This window comes from Pseudomonas fluorescens (genome assembly GCF_001902145.1).
GTDB classification, from domain to species: Bacteria; Pseudomonadota; Gammaproteobacteria; order Pseudomonadales; family Pseudomonadaceae; genus Aquipseudomonas; species Aquipseudomonas fluorescens_BV.
In genome coordinates, this window is the sequence record NZ_MRST01000026.1 from 186970 (window position 1) to 206862 (window position 19893).

Annotated in this window: 19 protein-coding genes and 1 riboswitch; of the genes, 10 read left to right on the top strand and 9 right to left on the bottom strand. The window is 60.6% G+C overall.

Translation table 11 applies throughout. The features are described from left to right. The first annotated feature begins 44 nt into the window (after positions 1–44). Positions 45–1304 (top strand): cation:proton antiporter, encoded by a 1260-nt coding sequence (locus BUE92_RS20295; RefSeq protein WP_034128913.1) that lies wholly within the window; start codon positions 45–47, stop codon positions 1302–1304. Here BUE92_RS20295 and BUE92_RS20300 read toward each other — a convergent pair. After that, a complete protein-coding gene (locus BUE92_RS20300) occupies positions 1298–2185 on the bottom strand; it encodes a formate/nitrite transporter family protein (RefSeq protein ID WP_073525931.1) in 888 nt (295 codons plus the stop codon). The two genes, BUE92_RS20295 and BUE92_RS20300, sit on opposite strands and share 7 nt — an antisense overlap. 146 nt (positions 2186–2331) lie before the next feature. Beyond that, entirely contained in the window at positions 2332–2736 is a 405-nt protein-coding gene (locus tag BUE92_RS20305) for an acyl-CoA thioesterase (RefSeq protein ID WP_065871910.1), read from the bottom strand. A 198-nt stretch (positions 2737–2934) separates the two neighbouring features. Continuing rightward, positions 2935–3041: riboswitch (S-adenosyl-L-homocysteine riboswitch) on the top strand. Between the two features lie 21 nt (positions 3042–3062). On the opposite strand from BUE92_RS20305, the gene ahcY reads away from it, so the two are divergent. From ahcY to BUE92_RS20330, 5 genes are all read left to right on the top strand, one after another. Further along, the gene (gene ahcY, locus BUE92_RS20310) at positions 3063–4472 is read left to right on the top strand and encodes an adenosylhomocysteinase (RefSeq protein WP_073525932.1); all 1410 of its coding nucleotides are present in this window, start codon (positions 3063–3065) and stop codon (positions 4470–4472) included. Between the two features lie 173 nt (positions 4473–4645). Then, positions 4646–5491 (top strand): methylenetetrahydrofolate reductase [NAD(P)H], encoded by an 846-nt coding sequence (gene metF, locus BUE92_RS20315; RefSeq protein WP_073525933.1) that lies wholly within the window; start codon positions 4646–4648, stop codon positions 5489–5491. A gap of 79 nt (positions 5492–5570) precedes the next feature. After that, the gene (locus BUE92_RS20320; RefSeq protein WP_073525934.1) at positions 5571–6653 is read left to right on the top strand and encodes a hypothetical protein; all 1083 of its coding nucleotides are present in this window, start codon (positions 5571–5573) and stop codon (positions 6651–6653) included. Positions 6654–6716: 63 nt separating this feature from the next. Further along, positions 6717–7520 (top strand): substrate-binding periplasmic protein, encoded by an 804-nt coding sequence (locus BUE92_RS20325; protein WP_073525935.1) that lies wholly within the window; start codon positions 6717–6719, stop codon positions 7518–7520. 222 nt (positions 7521–7742) lie between these two features. Further along, on the top strand, positions 7743–9626 hold the full coding sequence (locus tag BUE92_RS20330) for a DEAD/DEAH box helicase (RefSeq protein WP_073525936.1): 1884 nt from the start codon (positions 7743–7745) through the stop codon (positions 9624–9626). Between the two features lie 146 nt (positions 9627–9772). Here the strand turns inward: BUE92_RS20330 and BUE92_RS20335 are convergent, their stop codons facing one another. Both BUE92_RS20335 and BUE92_RS20340 read right to left on the bottom strand, forming a co-directional pair. Then, entirely contained in the window at positions 9773–10372 is a 600-nt protein-coding gene (locus BUE92_RS20335; protein WP_014720298.1) for a YceI family protein, read from the bottom strand. A gap of 32 nt (positions 10373–10404) precedes the next feature. Beyond that, positions 10405–10956 (bottom strand): cytochrome b, encoded by a 552-nt coding sequence (locus tag BUE92_RS20340; RefSeq protein WP_073525937.1) that lies wholly within the window; start codon positions 10954–10956, stop codon positions 10405–10407. A gap of 272 nt (positions 10957–11228) precedes the next feature. On the opposite strand from BUE92_RS20340, the gene BUE92_RS20345 reads away from it, so the two are divergent. Both BUE92_RS20345 and BUE92_RS20350 read left to right on the top strand, forming a co-directional pair. Further along, positions 11229–12635, top strand: a complete 1407-nt coding sequence (locus tag BUE92_RS20345) for an adenosylmethionine--8-amino-7-oxononanoate transaminase (RefSeq protein ID WP_073525938.1) — start codon at positions 11229–11231, stop codon at positions 12633–12635. Between the two features lie 137 nt (positions 12636–12772). Beyond that, positions 12773–13492, top strand: coding sequence for a 16S rRNA (uracil(1498)-N(3))-methyltransferase (locus BUE92_RS20350; protein ID WP_073525940.1), 720 nt, complete (start codon positions 12773–12775; stop codon positions 13490–13492). A gap of 135 nt (positions 13493–13627) precedes the next feature. On the opposite strand, the gene BUE92_RS20355 is transcribed toward BUE92_RS20350, so the two are convergent. The 3 genes from BUE92_RS20355 to BUE92_RS20365 are packed head-to-tail and all read right to left on the bottom strand — an operon-like array spanning position 13628 to position 16158. Beyond that, the gene (locus tag BUE92_RS20355) at positions 13628–14530 is read right to left on the bottom strand and encodes a transporter substrate-binding domain-containing protein (RefSeq protein ID WP_073525942.1); all 903 of its coding nucleotides are present in this window, start codon (positions 14528–14530) and stop codon (positions 13628–13630) included. A 25-nt stretch (positions 14531–14555) separates the two neighbouring features. Further along, on the bottom strand, positions 14556–14906 hold the full coding sequence (locus tag BUE92_RS20360) for a RidA family protein (protein ID WP_073525944.1): 351 nt from the start codon (positions 14904–14906) through the stop codon (positions 14556–14558). Positions 14907–14916: 10 nt separating this feature from the next. Continuing rightward, positions 14917–16158: a D-amino acid dehydrogenase gene (locus tag BUE92_RS20365; protein ID WP_073525946.1), complete on the bottom strand. Its 1242-nt coding sequence runs from the start codon at positions 16156–16158 to the stop codon at positions 14917–14919. Between the two features lie 107 nt (positions 16159–16265). Between BUE92_RS20365 and BUE92_RS20370 the strand changes: the two genes are divergently transcribed. Continuing rightward, positions 16266–17168, top strand: coding sequence for a LysR family transcriptional regulator (locus BUE92_RS20370; RefSeq protein WP_073526462.1), 903 nt, complete (start codon positions 16266–16268; stop codon positions 17166–17168). 198 nt (positions 17169–17366) lie between these two features. Here BUE92_RS20370 and trhA read toward each other — a convergent pair whose 3' ends face one another. After that, on the bottom strand, positions 17367–17984 hold the full coding sequence (gene trhA / locus BUE92_RS20375) for a PAQR family membrane homeostasis protein TrhA (protein WP_046069907.1): 618 nt from the start codon (positions 17982–17984) through the stop codon (positions 17367–17369). Between the two features lie 145 nt (positions 17985–18129). Between trhA and BUE92_RS20380 the strand changes: the two genes are divergently transcribed. Then, complete coding sequence (locus BUE92_RS20380) at positions 18130–19044, top strand: LysR family transcriptional regulator (protein WP_073525947.1); 915 nt, start codon at positions 18130–18132, stop codon at positions 19042–19044. A gap of 83 nt (positions 19045–19127) precedes the next feature. Here the strand turns inward: BUE92_RS20380 and madM are convergent, their stop codons facing one another. Further along, positions 19128–19892: a malonate transporter subunit MadM gene (madM, locus tag BUE92_RS20385; protein ID WP_003195023.1), complete on the bottom strand. Its 765-nt coding sequence runs from the start codon at positions 19890–19892 to the stop codon at positions 19128–19130. Position 19893: the final 1 nt, after the last annotated feature.

Sequence of the window (19893 nt, forward strand, 5' to 3'; positions counted from 1 at the left end):
ACGCACCCCCGTGCACCTATATATCCCCGCCCCAAGGACCCCGGATGCTTGAACTTGTCGCCGCCTTCATCTGCCTCACCACCCTGCTCACTTATGTGAATTTCCGCTTTATCGGCCTGCCGCCCACCATTGGCGTGATGGTCACCGCACTGTTGTTCTCGCTGATCCTGCAAGGCCTGAGCGTGCTCGGCTACCCAGGCTTAGAGGAACGTATCCAGCAGTTGATCGGCCAGATCGACTTCGGCGATTTGCTGATGAACTGGATGCTGTCGTTCCTGCTGTTCGCCGGCGCCTTGCACGTCAACTTGAACGACTTGCGCAGCTACCGCTGGCCCATCGGCCTGCTTGCAACCTTTGGCGTATTGATCGCCACTGTGGTGATCGGCAGCCTGGCGTACTACATCTTCGCCCTGTTTGGCTGGCACGTGAGCTTCCTTTACTGCCTGCTGTTCGGTGCGCTGATTTCCCCCACCGACCCCATTGCGGTGCTCGGCGTGCTACGGACCGCCAATGCCTCCAAACCGCTGAAAACCACCATCGTCGGCGAGTCGCTGTTCAATGACGGCACCGCCGTGGTGGTGTTTACCGTGCTGCTGGGTATCGCGCAGTTGGGTGAGACGCCCACCGTGAGCGCCACGGCCATGCTGTTTGCCCACGAAGCCATTGGCGGCGTGCTGTTTGGCGGGCTGATCGGCTATCTCGTGTACCTGATGATCAAGAGCATCGAACAGCACCAGATCGAAGTCATGCTGACCCTCGCCCTGGTGATCGGCGGCTCGGCCATGGCCTCGGAGCTGCATGTGTCCGCACCGATTGCGATGGTGGTCGCGGGGCTGATCATCGGCAACCTGGGGCGCAAACTGGCGATGAACGACATGACGCGTCGCTACCTGGATGGTTTCTGGGAACTGCTCGATGACATGCTCAATGCCTTGCTGTTCGCGCTGATCGGCATGGAGCTGCTGCTATTGCCATTCAACTGGCTGCACGTGTTCGCGGCCAGCCTGCTGGCGGTGGCGATCCTGCTCTCGCGCCTGCTGACCGTGGCCCCGGCGATCCTGTTGCTGCGCCGTTGGCGCACGGTGCCACGCGGCACTATCCGCATCCTCACCTGGGGTGGCCTGCGCGGCGGCGTCTCGGTGGCACTGGCCTTGGCCCTGCCTCTGGGCCCGGAGCGTGACTTGTTGCTGAGCATCACCTACATCGTGGTGCTGTCTTCGATCCTATTGCAGGGGTTGAGCATCGGCAAGCTGGTCAAGCACGTGACCCGGGACGAACCCCAGGCCACGCCTGAGCATCACTGATCCTTGTTGATCTGCTGCGGATGCCTCGGGTCCGCAGCCTTTTTACCTGGCAGGCTGCTTTCGCTGCGAATCTGCGCATGACTGATCAGCGCGAAGATGAAACTACCGCCGATGATGTTGCCGGCCAGGGTGGGCCCGGCGAAGACCAGCCAGAAATCCTTCCACGGCAACTCGCCGGCAAACACCAGGTAGGACACTTCGGCTGAACCGACGACGATATGGGTGAAGTCCCCCAGCGCCATGAAGTAGGTGATCAGAATGATGATCCACAGCTTGGCACTCTCCATCGACGGGATCATCCAGACCATGGTGGCGATCATCCAACCGGAGACAATGCCCTTGGCGAACATCTGTGCGGGGTCGTTCTCCATGACCTTGCGCCCGATCTCGAGAAAGGCAAGGTCGGTCTTGGTATCGAAGATCGGCAGGTGCAGGATCACGTAAGCCACCAGCAAGGTGCCACACAGATTGCCCACCAGCACCACCGTCCACAGCCGTAACAAGCGCCCGGCATTGGCCAGGGTCGGTTTGCTCATCACCGGCAGCACGGCAGTCAGGGTGTTTTCGGTAAACAATTGCTGACGAGCAAGAATCACTGCGAGAAAGCCCGCGCAATAGCCAAAGCTGGCGATTACCTTGAACTCCTCACCGTCCGGCAGGCGCGAATTGAGCAGCCCCATGCCCATCAGCGACAGGCCCATGGTCAGGCCGGCGGCCAGCGCCGACCACCACAGCGCGGCCACATTGCGCTCCAGTTCCTGATCACCCTGGGTGCGAATAATTTCGTGTAGTACAGCCGCTCGAGGCGGCTGGTTGTCATCAACGTCCTGTTGCTCTTCCTGCGACAGGTTGGGGGTCTTGCCGTCTGCTTGAGTGGCCATGATGTACCAGAGTCCGAGGGGTGCCTGTAGCTACGACACGCCACGACGATGGCTGTTCAGTGGCACTGCAACTAAACCGGAACACGTCGACCCTCGGATAGCTCCATGTGGAATGACTTGGTCACGCAAACCACGCCACGCAGCTGTCACTCGGGAAGACTGTCGTCCTGGAACTGGTCCTTCACGTACTTGATTTCGGTACGGCCGTGAGGCGCTGGCAAGCCATCTTCGCCCAGGTTGACGAAGACCATTTTTTCTACAGTCAGGATGCTTTTGCGCGTGATCTTGTTACGCACTTCACAGGTCAGGGTAATAGAGGTACGGCCAAACTCGGTGGCCGTGATCCCCAGCTCGATGATGTCGCCCTGGCGCGAGGCGCTGACAAAGTTGATTTCCGAGATGTACTTGGTGACTACGCGCTGGTTGCCAAGTTGGACAATGGCGTAGATGGCCGCTTCTTCGTCGATCCAGCGCAACAGGCTGCCGCCGAACAGTGTGCCGTTGGGGTTGAGGTCTTCGGGTTTTACCCATTTGCGGGTGTGGAAGTTCATGGTCACTCCAAAGCGTCTTGCCAAATGATAGGCAACATCATGGCAGAGCAAGGACCCAAGCTCTATGAGCCATTAGCTATCAAGCCCATGAACGATCTTCATGCCGCCGACAGAAAGGCTTGGGAAGTGCCGCTTACACGGCTATAATCGCCTCCGCTTCAAAACGGTCATCTTCGATTGATACCGTTCTCCCGCCACCTGTCCGAGGGGCGCTGCAGCAGGTTCAACCTGTCAGGCTCGGATGGGGCGTTGTCCGGCCTGGTTGCCCTGGCCTGATACTAAACGCACAACGGCGCCCATTCGCACACTACGAATGGAGGCTCTCTATGAGCGCTGTAATGACGCCTGCAGATTTCAACGACTACAAAGTCGCCGACATGTCCCTTGCTGCATGGGGCCGTCGCGAAACCTTTATCGCCGAATCCGAAATGCCAGCCCTGATGGGCCTGCGTCGCAAGTACGCCGCTGAGCAGCCGCTCAAGGGCGCCAAGATTCTCGGCTGCATCCACATGACCATCCAGACTGCCGTGCTGATCGAAACCCTGGTTGCCCTGGGTGCCGAAGTGCGTTGGTCGTCCTGCAACATCTTCTCGACTCAAGACCAGGCCGCTGCCGCTATCGCTGCCGCCGGTATCCCGGTATTCGCCTGGAAAGGCGAGACCGAAGAAGAGTACGAGTGGTGCCTGGAGCAAACCATCCTCAAGGATGGCGCGCCTTGGGATGCCAACATGATCCTCGACGACGGCGGCGACCTCACCGAGTTGCTGCACAAGAAATACCCGCAGATCCTCGACCGCGTCCACGGCGTGACCGAAGAGACCACCACCGGTGTACACCGCCTGCTGGACATGCTGGCCAAGGGCGAGCTGAAAATCCCGGCCATTAACGTCAACGACTCGGTGACCAAGAGCAAGAACGACAACAAGTACGGCTGCCGTCACAGCCTGAACGATGCGATCAAGCGCGGCACCGACCACCTGCTGTCGGGCAAGCAAGCCCTGGTGATCGGCTACGGTGACGTGGGCAAGGGTTCGTCCCAGTCCCTGCGTCAGGAAGGCATGATCGTCAAGGTCTCCGAAGTTGACCCGATCTGCGCCATGCAAGCCTGCATGGACGGTTTCGAAGTGGTTTCGCCGTTCATCAACGGCCAGAACGACGGCACCTCCGCCTGCATCGACGCAGCCCTGCTGGGCAAGATCGACCTGATCGTCACCACCACCGGTAACGTGAATGTGTGCGATGCGAACATGCTCAAGGCCCTGAAGAAGCGCGCCGTTGTCTGCAACATCGGTCACTTCGACAACGAGATCGACACCGCTTTCATGCGCAAGAACTGGGCATGGGAAGAAGTGAAGCCGCAGGTACACAAGGTTCACCGTACCGGCGCTGGTGATTTCGACCCACAGAACGATGACTACCTGATTCTGCTGGCCGAAGGCCGCCTGGTGAACCTGGGCAACGCCACTGGTCACCCAAGCCGCATCATGGATGGCTCGTTCGCCAACCAGGTGCTGGCGCAGATCTTCCTGTTCCAACAGAAGTACGCCGACCTGTCGCCAGCCCAGAAAGCCGAGCGCCTGACCGTGGAAGTACTGCCGAAGAAACTCGACGAAGAAGTGGCCCTGGAAATGGTCCGCGGCTTCGGCGGCGTGGTGACTCAACTGACCAAGACCCAGGCCGACTACATCGGCGTGACGGTTGAAGGTCCGTTCAAGCCGCACGCTTACCGCTACTAAGTAACCGGCCGCTCTCACTGCGGAGCGGGCTTGTGTGGGAGCGGGCTTGCTCGCGAATGCGGTGTGTCAGTTGATGTATTTGGTGACTGAGACGCCCCTTTTCGCGAGCAAGCCCGCTCCCACATTAAATCGGTGCATGACTTCCGGTATCTAAGTTTCATAGGGTTATTACCATGTCCCAAGACCGTCGCTACAGCTTCGAGTTCTTCCCGACCAAGACCGATGCTGGGCATGAAAAACTGATGGCGACTGCCAAGCAGTTGGCCAGCTTCAGCCCTGATTTCTTCTCCTGCACCTACGGCGCTGGCGGTTCGACCCGTGATCGCACGATCAACACCGTGTTGCAGCTGGAAAGTGAAGTCAAAGTTCCCGCCGCGCCGCATTTGTCCTGCGTGGGCGACAGCAAAGCCGACCTGCGTGGCCTGCTGACCCAGTACAAAGCCGCAGGCATCAAGCGCATCGTTGCCCTGCGTGGCGACCTGCCGTCCGGCATGGGCATGGCCAGCGGTGAGCTGCGCTACGCCAACGACCTGGTGAGTTTCATCCGTGAAGAAAGTGGCGATCACTTCCATGTCGAAGTAGCCGCTTACCCGGAGATGCACCCTCAGGCGCGCAATTTCGAAGACGATTTGCAGAACTTCGTGCGCAAGGCCAATGCCGGCGCCGACAGTGCAATCACCCAGTATTTCTTCAACGCCGACAGCTACTTCTACTTCGTCGAGCGTGTACGGGCGATGGGCGTAAACATCCCGATTGTGCCGGGCATCATGCCGATCACCAATTACAGCAAGCTGGCGCGCTTCTCCGACGCCTGCGGCGCCGAAATCCCACGCTGGGTGCGCAAACAACTGGAAGCCTATGGCGATGACGTCAAAAGCATCCAGGCGTTCGGCGAGCAGGTCATCACCGAGATGTGTGAGCAATTGTTGCAAGGTGGTGCACCAGGGTTGCATTTCTATACCCTGAACCAGGCTGAACCCAGCCTTGCCATCTGGAACAACCTCAAGCTGCCACGTTAACGCTTGACCGGTTGTACCAAGGCCCTCGTTCTGACGAGGGCCTTTGTCGTTTTACGTTACCCACGGAACCCCGCAGTCCATGAATACAGTGCCCTCGACGTCCCGCCCGCAACTGGTCTACCTGGTCTTCGGCGCTGACACCTACCATCAGGAAGCCGTATTCAGCATCGCCAGCGCACTGGCATTCCTGCAGGGCACGCCGGACGCGAACATCGACATTCAGGTATTCAGCGACAACCCCGAGCCCTATCGCTTGCTGCCGGTGCGCGTCCGCCCGCTGGACGAGGCCACCCGCAGACGCTGGAGCGAGCCCCACGGCTATCACTTTCGCACCAAACACGTGGTGCTGCGCCAGGTGCTGCAAGAATCCCCGGTGGCGCTGTTGATCGACACCGACACCTTCTTCCATCACTCGCCCATGGCCCTGTTCGAACGCGTACAGCCCGGCACCTTGCTGTGCAACGCCTTCTACACCAAGTACGGCGACAACCACGAAAGCATCCTCTACACCGCCCTGCGCCAGCGCCTGCTGGACATGGGCGTGGCCGACGATGACATGATGACCCTCAACTCCGGCGTCATGGGCTTGACCCAACAGGATGCGCACATCCTCGACCGCTCCATCGAGTTGATGGATGAGCTGTTCCCCCACGCCCAGGGCGCCTACACCCTGGAAGAGTTCTGCCTGTCCATCGCCGCCTACCGCACCGTGAAGGTGCGCGAGTGCCCGGACCTGATCCACCATTACTGGAGCCGCAAACAGCTGTTCCGGGCCAAGGTCAAGGCGTGGATCGCCAAGCACGCCAGCGCACCCACCAGTGCACAAGCCCTGGCCGATACGCGCCAGGTCTCCTCGCACCTGCCGCGCCCGCCGCGTTTGCAGCGTTTGATGTACAAGCTGATCACCCTGCTGCTGCCCAAGCACCAGCAACAGTTCATCCGCGAGATTCTCTACGGCTGCTACGAACACGAAAACGAGTTCGACCAGGCGTGCGGCCCGGTTTGGTGGGACAAGGCCCGACAAAACCAGGAAGAACGCCAGAAGCGCCCGATTGATGCCCACCAGTTGGAACACTGGTTCGCCAACCCTGTGGTGCGTTTGATTCTGGGTGAGCGCCGGACCGCGATCCACGAACACCTGCTGAACGCTCCCGCGAAGTAGGACCGCCCGCCAATGCGCGTGCCAGAGCTTCTCTTTCTGTGGGGAGCGTCGTAACCTCAGGGTATGCCCGTCCTCTTCAAGCTGTTGACCGCTGTGCTGTTTTCTTGCCTGAGCCTGGCCGCTCATGGCGAGAAACTGCGCATTGTCACCGAACCCTGGGCGCCCTATGTCTACGAAGACAACGGCACCATGGCCGGCCTGGATTATGAAACCACCCTGATCGTGTTCCAGCGCCTGGGGGTGGACGTGCAATGGCAGTTCCTCCCTTGGAAGCGCTGTCTGGCGATGCTCGAGCAGGGCCACGCCGACGGCGCGCTGGATATCTTTCACAGCCAGGAGCGCGACGCGTTGCTGCTCTATCCCAGCGAGCCGTTGTCGGAAGTCGAATTTGTCTTGTTCTATGCCAACGAGCGCCCTCACCCCGCCGCCACGCTCGACGACCTGCGCGGCCTGACCATTGGCGTTTCCCCTGGCTACCTTTATGGCGACGCGTTCAGTAAGTCCAACACCTTCCAGCGCGAACCCGCCCCCAGCCATGAAGCCAACTTTGGCAAACTCATGCTGGGGCGCGTGGATATGGTGGTGACTGACCGGCGCGTGGGGCACCACGTGATCAAGGCGCTGGACCTGGAAGGTAAAGTCAGCCAGGCGTCGGTGGTGGTCAACCGCCAGCAGCAATTTCTTGCGGTACGCCGTGGCGCAGGCATGGACCTGCTGGTGCAACGCTTTGCCGCCGAGCTCAAGCGCTTCAAGCAAGAGCCGGCCTATGCCACATTGAGCGCCAAATATGGCCGGATACACGAGCAAACGGCACCCATACTAGCGCCCGAACACGCCGTTGAGCAGCAGGAAAGCAGCGCGCAGTGATTGCTCTGTTATACTGCGGCCTTTCCGCCAGGCTTACGCCCGGCCGCTCGGGTCTTGAAAACGGCACCCAACCCAGCTACTGCGCAGCTTTGCAGCCCGCGCGAGCCGGTGGAGTGCCCGCCAGACGCAGCAGGACCGGACGGGGTTGCGCTCCCCTAAGCGCCATTCACGCCCGGCAAGATTATCCCTTTGGGCCAAGCCCTAACTAAAACAGGATTACTCATGTCCTTTGCTTCCCTCGGTCTCTCCGAGGCTTTAGTCCGCGCCATCGAGGCAGCGGGCTATACCGAGCCTACTCCGGTGCAACAGCGGGCCATTCCCGCCGTGTTGCAAGGTCGCGACCTGATGGTCGCGGCTCAGACAGGTACTGGTAAAACCGGCGGTTTCGCCCTCCCGATCCTGGAGCGGTTGTTTCCCAACGGTCACCCGGACAAATCCCAACGTCACGGCCCGCGCCAACCGCGTGTACTGGTCCTGACCCCAACCCGCGAACTCGCCGCCCAAGTGCACGACAGCTTCAAGCTGTATGCCCGCGACTTGAAGTTCGTCAGCGCCTGCATCTTCGGCGGCGTCGGTATGAACCCACAGGTTCAGGCCATGTCCCGTGGCGTCGATGTGCTGGTGGCCTGCCCGGGTCGTTTGCTCGACCTCTGCGGCCAAGGCAGCGTCGATTTGTCCCACGTGGAAATCCTCGTGCTGGACGAAGCCGACCGCATGCTCGACATGGGCTTTGTCCATGACGTGAAAAAGGTCCTCGCCCGCCTGCCGGCCAAACGTCAGAACCTGCTGTTCTCGGCAACGTTCTCCAACGACATCACCGCCCTGGCCGGCAAGCTGCTGCACAACCCGGAGCGCATCGAAGTCACGCCTCCGAACACCACGGTCGAGCGTATCGAGCAACGCGTGTTCCGCCTGGCCGCCAGCCACAAGCGCTCGCTGCTGGCGCACCTGATCACCCAGGGTGCCTGGGAACAGGTGCTGGTGTTCACCCGCACCAAGCACGGCGCCAACCGCCTGGCCGAGTACCTGGACAAGCACGGCCTCACCGCCGTCGCCATCCACGGCAACAAGAGCCAGAACGCCCGCACCAAAGCCCTGGCCGACTTCAAGGCCGGCAGCGTGCGTATCCTGGTGGCCACCGATATCGCCGCACGCGGCCTGGATATCGACCAGTTGCCACATGTGGTCAACTTCGAGCTGCCAAACGTCGATGAAGACTATGTGCACCGTATCGGCCGTACGGGCCGTGCCGGTCGTTCGGGCGAGGCCATTTCGCTGGTCGCGCCGGACGAAGAAAAACTGCTGAAAAGCATCGAGCGCATGACCAAGCAGAAAATCGCCGACGGCGACCTGATGGGCTTCGATGCCAGCGCCGTGGAGGCCGAGAAGCCAGAAGCGCGCGAGCGTCCAGACGTGCGCAACCCTCGCAACCCACGTGGTCCGAAGGGCGATGGCCCGAACGGCGGCGGTGGTGGCGGTGGTCGTCGCGACAAAGGCAAGGACAAGGGCAAGGAAAAATCCGCGACCAGCAGCCGTGGCGAACGCCCGGCCCGTGAGCAGAAGCCCCGTGAAGGCACCCCGGCCCGCGAACAGCGCCAGCCGAGCCAGCCACCACGCGCCGCGGCCGACCGTGCCCCGGACGAGTTCCTTGACGACGATATCGATAACTTCGGTAACCGCGTCGACTACGTGCCCCAGGCCAAACCGGCCCAGGGCCGTGGCCGTCGTCCAGGGGCTCCGGCCCAGGGCGCAGGCGCTCCACGTAGCGGCCAGCCACAGGGTGCTCGCCAGAACGCTCCGCGCAACAGCAGCGGCGGCACCACGGGTACTCCGCCTGCCAAGCGCAGCGGCCCGCGTAATGGCGCACCGCGTGACGGCCAGGCCCGTCGCGAAGATTCACGCAGCAACAACCGCCGCCCGGCCCGTGACGATCAGCCTCGCTCGTCCGAGCCTGCAGTACAAAACCCACGTGGTGGCCCGGCGCCGAAGATCATCCACAAGGAGTCGAAAGCGGATCGCTTCCCGACACCTGAGCAGTTGGATCAACTGCCAGGCCGTCCTCGTGGTGAAAAACCAGCGCTGCTGACTCGCAACCGCGAAGCATAAAAAAAACCCGTATCGCGAGATACGGGTTTTTTTTGCCTGTAGGAGCGAGCTAGCTCGCGAAGGTCGTCAACGATAACGCGGGTATCCTGGTTTAACGCGGTGTCCTTGCGGCCTTCGCGAGCAAGCTCGCTCCTACATACGAAGCATTACTTCGCTTTCACACCTTCAAACGTGATGTACAACTGCACGTTGTCAGACTGTGGACCTACGTCCATACCGTCCTTGTTGAATTCCTTGCGGCTGATGTTGGTGGTGCCTTCAAAGCCGGCACGGTAGCCGCCCCATGGGTCCTTGCCTTCGCCGAGGAACGTGGCCTTGACCAGGATAGGCTTGGTCACGCCGTGGAAGGTCAGGTCCCCGGTCACATCAGCAGTCAGCTTGCCATCAGCATTTTTGCCGGTTGGTTTGACGCTGGTAGAGACGAACTTGGCATCAGGGAATTTGCCCGACTCCAGGAAGTCCTTGCTGTTGACGTGCTTGTCGCGCTCGGCGTGGTTGGAGAACACGCTGGCAGTGCGCACGTTGACTTCGATCTTGGCGTCTTCGGGCTTGGCAGCGTCAAAGCTGAACTTGCCATCCAGGTCTTTGAAGGTACCGGTGATGTAGCTGTAGCCCAGGTGGCTGATTTTGAAATCGACGAAGGCGTGCTGGCCTTCCTTGTCGATCACGTAGTCAGCGGCCATCGCCGAACCTGCGGACAGCAGGGCAGAACCGATTGCCAGCGCAGCGAGTGTTTTTTTCAACATGCTTTCTTTTCCTTGTGAGTCGAGGTTGAACATCAGGCTTTGCGTCCCAGCATTCGCGAAAGGGTCGCATCACGATCGATAAAATGGTGTTTCAACGCGGCCACGCCATGCAAGCCGGCGAAGACCACCAACACCCAGGCCAGGTACAAATGCACCCAACCGGCGGTATCTGCCTGGTCCGGTAGACCGGAAACCACGGCAGGAATTTCAAACAGGCCAAACACCGGGATCCCGACACCGTCCGCGGTGGAAATCAGGTAACCGGCAAACATCACGGCAAACAACCCAACATAAAGGAACGCGTGCCCAAATGCGGCACCGATCCGCGTCATACGGCTATAGCTGGCCAGCGGCGGTGGCGGCGGGCTGACCAGGCGCCAGACGATCCGCACCAGCATGATGGCGAACAGCGTGATGCCAATGCTCTTGTGCAAGTCAGGCGCATCTTTGCGCCAGGCGCTGTAATAGTCGAGGCCGACCATCCACAAGCCCAAGGCGAATAAACCGAACACCACCAAGGCTATGCCCCAGTGCAGAACCATGCTGACCCAACCGTAGCGGGCCGGCGAATTGCGTAGCTGCATGTACTTAATCCCGTAAGAACTGTGCCCAAGACTAGCGTTTTACCTATCGAATTAAAGCGGAAAATTTTGCTTTGAAATATCGAGAAATACGATAAAGAGGCTATGCATCATAAATTAACAAGGGATTAAGACTATCCCCAAGAAACGTGACAGATCGTCCTGCATTTACCGTCAATTTCCCCACAATGGCTTGTGACCCAAGCCACCATTGCATAGGCTTGCGCGATTGTTTCGCCTGCGCCGGCCGCAGGACCGCTTCGAGGAGATCACCGATGGGCTTGAACAACCAGTGGATGCAACGCGACCTCGCCGTGCTGTGGCATCCCTGTACCCAGATGAAAGACCACCAGCAATTGCCGCTGGTGCCCATCAAGCGCGGTGAAGGCGTATGGCTGGAAGACTTCGAAGGCAAGCGCTACCTCGATGCCGTCAGTTCCTGGTGGGTCAACGTATTCGGCCACGCCAACCCGCGTATCAACCAGCGCATCAAGGATCAGGTCGATCAGCTGGAGCACGTGATCCTCGCCGGTTTCAGCCATCAACCGGTGATCGAGCTGTCCGAGCGCCTGGTCGCGATGACACCCGAAGGGCTGACCCGCTGCTTCTATGCCGATAACGGTTCGTCCTGCATCGAAGTGGCGCTGAAGATGAGCTTTCACTACTGGCTCAACCGCGGCCAGCCGAACAAAAAACGCTTCGTCACCCTCACCAACAGCTACCACGGCGAAACCATCGCCGCGATGTCGGTGGGCGACGTGCCGCTGTTTACCGAGACCTACAAGGCGTTGCTGCTCGACACGATCAAGGTGCCAAGCCCCGACTGCTACCTGCGCCCCGAAGGCATGAGCTGGGAAGAACACTCGCGCACCATGTTCCTGGCGATGGAGCAGACCCTGGCCGAGCATCACGACACCGTCGCTGCCGTGATCGTCGAGCCGCTGATCCAGGGCGCCGGTGGCATGCGCATGTACCACCCGGTGTACCTCAAGCTGCTGCGCGAAGCCTGCGACCGCTATGGCGTGCACTTGATCCACGACGAGATCGCCGTGGGCTTTGGCCGCACCGGCAGTATGTTCGCCTGTGAACAGGCCGGCATCCGCCCGGACTTCCTGTGCCTGTCCAAAGCCCTCACCGGCGGTTACCTGCCGCTGGCCGCCGTGGTCACCACCGAAGAGGTCTACAGCGCTTTCTACGACGACTACCCCACACTGCGTGCCTTCCTGCACTCCCACAGCTACACCGGCAACCCGCTGGCCTGTGCGGCGGCGTTGGCGACGCTGGATATCTTTGAAGAAGACAACGTCATCGAAAACAACAAGGCCCTGGCCCTGCGCATGGCGACCGCCACCGCGCACTTGGTGGACCACCCTCACGTGTCCGAAGTGCGCCAGACCGGCATGGTGCTGGCCATCGAGATGGTGCAGGACAAAGCCACCAAGACCGCCTACCCGTGGCAGGAGCGCCGCGGCCTGAAGGTCTTCGAGCACGCCCTGGAACGCGGTGCGCTGTTGCGACCATTGGGCAGCGTGGTGTATTTCCTGCCGCCTTATGTGATTACCCCCGAGCAGATCGACTTCCTGGCCGAGGTGGCCAGCGAAGGGATCGATATCGCCACTAACAGCAAGGTCAGTGTGGCGGTGCCCAAAGATTTTCACCCAGGCTTCCGCGATCCAGGTTGATTGCCGAAATCCTTGTAGGAGCGAGCTTGCTCGCGAAGGCATTCCAGGCGCACCGCTGCGTCGGATGTACATTTTTCGCGAGCAAGAACTAGGCGTCCCCCTCGCTCCTACATAAACAACCTCTTCAGAGAACAGACATGAGACTGTCCCGCTTTTTCACCGACACCCCGCTGAGTCTCGGTGACCACGAACTGCCCGAAGCCCAGGCGCATTACATCAGCCGTGTGTTGCGCATGGCTGAAGGCAATGCCGTGCAATTGTTCGACGGCTCTGGCCAGGAGTTTCGTGGCACCTTGCTGGAAGTCGGTAAAAAACGCGTCACCGTGCAACTCACGGATCGCTTCGCCGGCCAGGCCGAATCGCCCCTGCATATTCACCTCGGCCAGGGCCTGTCCCGGGGCGAGCGCATGGATTGGGCGATCCAGAAGGCCACTGAACTGGGCGTCAACGCCATCACACCGATCTTCAGCGACCGCTGCGAGGTACGCCTCAAGGATGAACGCGCCGACAAGCGCTTGCTGCACTGGCGCCAGGTGGCAATCAGCGCGTGCGAGCAATGTGGGCGTTCGACGGTGCCGGTGATTCACCCACCGCTCTTGCTGGCAGACTGGCTCAAGCAAACCGAGGCGGATTTGAAGCTGGTGCTGCACCCGGTGGCAGAGCCGATGATCAGCCATGCCAAGCCATCGAGCCTGGCGTTCTTGATCGGCCCCGAGGGTGGGCTCACCGATAATGAAGTCGAGACAGCCCAGGGCGCCGGCTACCACGCCGCTCGCCTCGGCCCACGGGTGTTGCGTACCGAGACCGCGCCCGTCGTCGCACTATCCGTCGCCCAACAACTCTGGGGCGACTTCTGACCTCACCCTGTAAACCCAATCAACTGTGGGAGCTGGCTTGCCTGCGATAGCGGTGGTTCAGGCAGTTAATTTACAACTGACAGACCGCTATCGCAGGCAAGCCAGCTCCTACAGTTTTATCGGGTTACCCCAGGCTTATTCCACTGGGTCACTCACCGGCTTGGCGATGATCGCTTTCAACTCGCGGGTCATCGGGAACTCCAGGTTCAAGCCCTTGGGCGGAATCGGCTGCTCGAACCAGCGCTGGTATATCCCGTTGATCTCTCCCGAGCGGTACAGCTCGCCCAGGGTTTCGTTGACCACCGCGAGAAACTGCGGGTCGTCCTTGCGCACCATGCAGCTGTAGATCTCCCGCGACTGCTCCTCGCCGACTACCACCCAGTGATGCGGGTCCTTGGCCTTGGCACGCTCGCCGTAGAGCAACGCGTCGTCCATATAAAACGCTACCGCGCGGCCGGTCTCGAGCATCTTGAACGCTTCACCATGGTCCTTGGCGCTGATCACGAACATATTGGCTTTGTGTTCAGCGTTATAACTTTTGAGAAAGCGCTCATTGGTGGTGCCGGCAGTGGTCACCACATTCTTGCCCGCAAGGTCGGCAAAGCCTTTGATCCCGCTATCCTTGGCCGTGAGCAACTGGCCCTTTACGTAGATAAACCCGTAGGAGAACGCCACCTGCTTTTGCCGCTCAGCCGTCACGCCGGTGGAGCCGCACTCCAGGTCGACAGTGCCGTTCTGCACCAGCGGGATGCGGGTTTGGGACGTCACCAGGTTGTACTTCACCTTGAGGTCGTTCACTGAGATTTTCTGCTGGATGCGCTCGACGATCCTGTTCGCCAAATCCACCGAGTAGCCCATCGGTTTACCACTGCTATCCCCCACGTAGGAAAACGGCACCGACGCATCGCGATAGCCCAGGGTGATGGACTTGGCGCTGGCGATCTTGCTCAAGGTGCCCTCCAGCGGCGTTTCGGTTGCATGGGCCTGTGCGCTCAACAAAAGCCCCAGCGCGCAGCCGGTCAACAGGATTGTTTTCATTGTTATTCTCCGTTGGTCTTTGAGGTTATTTACGTACTGCAATCACGCTGATTTCCACCAGCACACTCGGCCGCGCCAGCGCTGCTTGCAAGGTAGTGCGCGTGGGCGCCATGCCTGGCGAGAGCCATGCGGACCAGACTTCATTCATCGCTGCAAAACCAGCACCGATGTCCTTCAGATAAATCGTCGCATTGAGTAAGTGATGCTTATCGCTACCCGCCTCGGCCAACAGCGTATCGATCCTGGCCAGCACTTCCTGGGTCTGGGTAGCCACATCCAGACCGTCGCCCGGTACCTGGCCCGAAAGAAATACCAGGTCCTTGAACGTCACGGCACCGCTGAGTCGTTCGTTGCTATTGATTCGGGTAATGGTCATGGCTGCATCCTCAAGCGGCGCGGGGCGTCAGGCCCTGCATATCAATGGAAGGGGGGCGCTGGTCGATCAATTCGGTCAGCAGTTGGGCGCTGCCGCAGGCCAGGGTAAAGCCAAGCGCGCCGTGGCCCAGGTTCAACCACAGGTTGCGATAGCGACTGGCGCCAATCAGCGGCACGCCCGTCGGCGTGGCCGGGCGCATGCCAGCCCATTCGAGCGCGTGCGCGTAGTCAGCTGCATGAGGAAATGTCTCTACTGCCTGGCGCTTCATCAACGCCAGGCGCGAGGGCTCAAGGCCGGCATCGAATCCCACAATATCCACCATGGCCGCGACCCGCAGTTGCTCGCCGAGGCGCGCATAGACGATCTTGCGGTCGTAGTCGGTGATGCTCACATTCGGCGCCTGGTGTTGCGTGCCAATCGGCACGCTCAGGCTGTAGCCCTTGAGCGGATATAACGGCAGTGACAGCCCCGGCAGTGCCAACTCAGCGCTGCGATAACCGGCCGCCAGGACCAACTGCTCGACCGGCATCACCTCGTCACCCAGTTCGATGGCCTGTACCGCACCGCCAGCATGGCGTAGCCCGGTGACCTTACGCCCGAGCAAGAACCTGCAACGCCCCGACGCCTCAAGCCGGGCCGCCAATTGCCGGCAAAAAGCGTGGCAATCCCCCACTTCCTCGTGCGGCGTGTAGATGCCGCCGACAAAGCCACCGGCCGCCAGTGCGGGCTCCAGGTGAGCGCACTCAACAGACGACAACACTTGTTGCTGCAGGAAATTTGTGACCTTGGCGCGTGCATGTTCAAAGGTGCTGGCGCTGCGAAACATCACTAGCTTGCCGTTGCGCCGCCAGTCGAAGCCGCCCAGGCGATCATCCTCGCGCCACTGCTGTAACGTGCTCTGGCTCAGGGTAGCCAGGCGCAGAAGATGGGCGCCGTTACGCGTGTTGACCGACCCCCGGCAAGCGCCGATAAATGCCGCCATCCAACGCCATTGCTGTGGGTCGAGGCGGGGTCGCAACTTCAAGGGCGAGTCGCCACGCAGCAACCACCCGATTGCCTGCAAGGGCACGCCCGCGTCGGCCAGTGGCGCAACATAGCGATAGGACAGTTGCCCACCGTTGGCAAAACTGGTTTCGCTGCCCAAGGTGCCACGGGCATCGATCAGCGTGACCTCATGGCCAGCCCGCACCAACGCATAAGCGCTGGCCAAGCCAATAACCCCACCGCCGATGATGCAAACCTGCCTGGCCATCCCAGCCCCCAACCGTTGATTAAGAGCGCTCAGCGTAGAGCCAGGTGACAGGTCACCGACAATGAATAAAGATGGCTCACCTATAAACAAAGGTTATGGGACTCGCCATGCGCTTGCGTCATATCGAAATCTTCCAGGCCATCCGTCAGACCGGCTCCATCAGTGCCGCCGCGCAACTGCTGCACGTCTCGCAACCGGCGGTGACCAAAGTGCTGCAGCACGCCGAACTGCAGTTGGGCTTTGCGTTATTCCTGCGGGTACGGGGCAAATTGCAACCCACGCCGGAAGCCCTGGCGCTGGAACGCGAAGTCGAGAAAGTCAGCGCAAGCCTGCAAGGCGTGCGGCGCCTGGCGAAAAGTTTGCGCCGCGAACCGGGGCAAAGCATTCGCATCGGCGCAATCCCGGCGCTGGCGCTGGCGCTGCTACCGCCGGCGATCCTGGAATGGAAGCGCGATTACCCGGACATTGCCTGTGAACTGTCCAGTGACCATAGCCACGAGCTGGTGCAAAAGCTGTTGATGCGCGAGATCGACCTGGCGCTGACGCTCAACTTTTCCGGGCATCCGGGGCTTACCACTCAGGTGCTGGCCAACGGCGTGCTGGTGGCATTGGCGTCCAAAGGCTATTGGCCCGATGCCGAACGGCATCAGCCCCTGCCGTTGGCCGAACTAGCCGGTGCGCCCTTGATCGGCCTGTCCAGCGCTGACCCGCTGGCCGCCAAGCTGGAGAGTTATCTGGAAAGCGTCGACCCGCCGCCACGCGTGACGATCTCGGTGCAGACCTACTCACTGGCCCGCGCGATGGTCGAATCCGGCGCGGGCCTGACCGTGATCGATCCGTTCACGGCGTTGGGTGCCTCAACGGCCACCACCCATATCCGAACGCTCACCCCACCGCTGCCGATCACCCTCTACGCGCTGACCCGTGCCAACGAACCTCCACCGCATATGCTGGCCAAGTTGCTAGAGATATTCGGCAGCCGCGCCCAGGCGTTACTGGAACGCCTTTAAGTGTGGGAGCCGGGCTTGCCCTAATGCCGTTCAGTTAAGGCTTTTTGTAGGAGCGAGCTTGCTCGCGAAAAACTCACAGGCGCCGCGTTCAATCAGGAAACACGCGTTATCGTTGACGTTTTTCGCGAGCAAGCTCGCTCCTACAGAGGGCGAATATACGCTTAACTGAACGGCATTAGGGCTTGCCCGCTCCCACAATCAGAGCACGTAATGCATGATCGCCACGAAATGCAGCAGGCTGCCGCCAATCACAAACAAATGCCAGATGCCGTGGGAATGGCGCAAGCGATCCTCCAGGGCAAAAAAGATAATGCCTACGGTGTACAGCACTCCACCTGATGCCAACCAGATAAACCCTGCCGTGCCCAGCGCCGCCATCAGCGGCTTGACCGCTACCAGTACGATCCAGCCCATCACGGCATAGATCACGATGGACAGAATCCGCGCCTCCGAGCGCGGCTTGATCTCCTGCAGGATGCCGATCACCGCCAGCCCCCACACAATTCCGAACAGCGTCCAGCCCCACGGCCCCCGCAGGGTCACCAGGCAGAATGGCGTGTAGCTGCCGGCTATCAACAGGTAAATGGAAAAGTGATCGACCTTCTGCATGATCGCTTTTCGCCGGCCCTGCACGCTGTGGTACACCGTTGACGCGCTGTACAGCACCATCAGGGTAAAGCCATAAATCGCCACGCTGACGATCTTCCAGGGGCTGCCGTCCAGGCTCGCCACCACCAACATCCACACGGCACCAATACAGGCCGCAACTGCACCGAGCAAATGGCTCCAGGCGTTGAATCGTTCCCCGTGGTACATCTATCACTGACCTCCCGTAACCCTCAAGAACAGGCGGACAAGCGTCCGGCCTTGCGCATCAGAGTGCAAGCAGCGTGTGACGTTCCGGCGACGACAGCCGCGTTTACGGGCACAATCGAGTGCAATCGAACAAGAGCCCAAGGCCATGCTGATCGACGAAGAATTCACCCTCAAGAAGCTGGAGATCTTCCTGGCGTTCATGCGCACCGGCAACCTGGCCCGCGCCGCCGCCGAGCTGCAAACCAGCAATGTCAGCGTGCACCGCGCCATTCACTCCCTGGAAAGTGCCCTGCGCTGCCCGCTGTTCAAACACGAGGGGCGCAACCTCACTCCACTGGAAAGCGCCTACGTGCTCGAAGAGCGTGCGCAGAAACTGGTGGCCGACGTGGTCGACAGCGTGCGCCTGACCCGCGAAGCCGCCGGGTTCTCGGCCGAACGCTTCAAGCTCGGCTCGCTGTATTCGTTGACGGTCAAGACCGTGCCGCAACTGATCATGGGCCTGAAAATCCGGCGCAGCGAACTCAATATCGACCTGATCCTGGGCTCCAACTTCGACCTGCTCTACAAGCTCAAGAACATGGAAGTGGACGCGATCCTCATCTCCCTCGACGAGCACGCCCACGACCCCGACTGCGAGCAGATCGCGCTGTTCAGCGATGACATCTTCCTCGCCACCCCGGCCGATTCGCCCCTGGACCGCAATCAGGAAATCGACCTGGCCGACGTGCGCGATGCCACCTTCATCACCCTCACCCAGGGCTTCGCCACGCATCAGGACGGCAACCGGGTGTTCCATCAGGCAGGGTTCGAGCCGAAGGTGGCGATGCAGGTGAACGATATCTTTACCTTGCTGAGCATGGTCAGTTCAGGGGTGGGTTATGCGCTGCTGCCAGGGCGGATCGCAGCGGTGTATGAGAACCGCGTGAAGCTGATACCGCTGCAGCCCAGGTATCGCTTGCAACAGCAGATCGGCGTGGTGTTCCTGAAGGCCAAGGAGCGTGACCCAAACCTGCTGGCGTTGTTGGCGGAGTGTCGGATGTATGCCAATCGCCAGGCTTGAAGCCGCCATCGCAGGCAAGCCAGCTCCCACAGTGGACCGAGATCGCCTGTAGAGCTGGTTTGCCTGCGATGAGGCCCGACCCGTCAGCCCACCAACCCACGCATCAACAAAAACAACAACGAAGGCCCTAGCAAGCACCCCAGCGCCGTATAGAACGCCGCCGTCAAACACCCATAAGGCACCAGCTTCGGATCAGTCGCCGCCAGGCCGCCCGCCACACCGCTGGAGGTGCCCATCAAGCCACCGAAGATCACCGCGCTGCGTGGGTTGTTCAGCCCGATCAGCGGCGCCACGAACGGCGTCATCACCATCACCAGAATGGCCTTGATCAACCCCGCGGCAATGGACAGCGCCATCACCTCGGAGCTGGCTCCAATCGCCGCGCCGGTCACCGGGCCGACGATATAGGTCACGGCTCCGGCGCCGATGGTGGTGAGGCTCACCGCATCGGTGTACCCGAACGCCATCGCCACCCCTACCCCGGCAACGAACGACGAGCCCACGCCGACAAACAGCGCCAATACACCCACGTAGCCGGCGCGTTTCAGCTCATCGACACTCACGCCAAACGCCGTGGCGACAATGGCAAAGTCCCGCAACATCGCACCACCGAGCAGGCCGATGCCCGACAACAGTGGAATATCCACCACGCCCTTGGAACCACCGGTAAACGCACCGCCCACATACGACAGCGCCAACCCCAGCAGAATGGCAATGGCCGAACCATGCAGGCGGCCCTTGGTGAAGGTATCGGAGATCCAATAAGACACCCACATGGTCAGGCCGATCACGGCGAAACCACTGATCAAGCCGTAGCCGGTGATCACTTTCATCATCGATTCGTACATG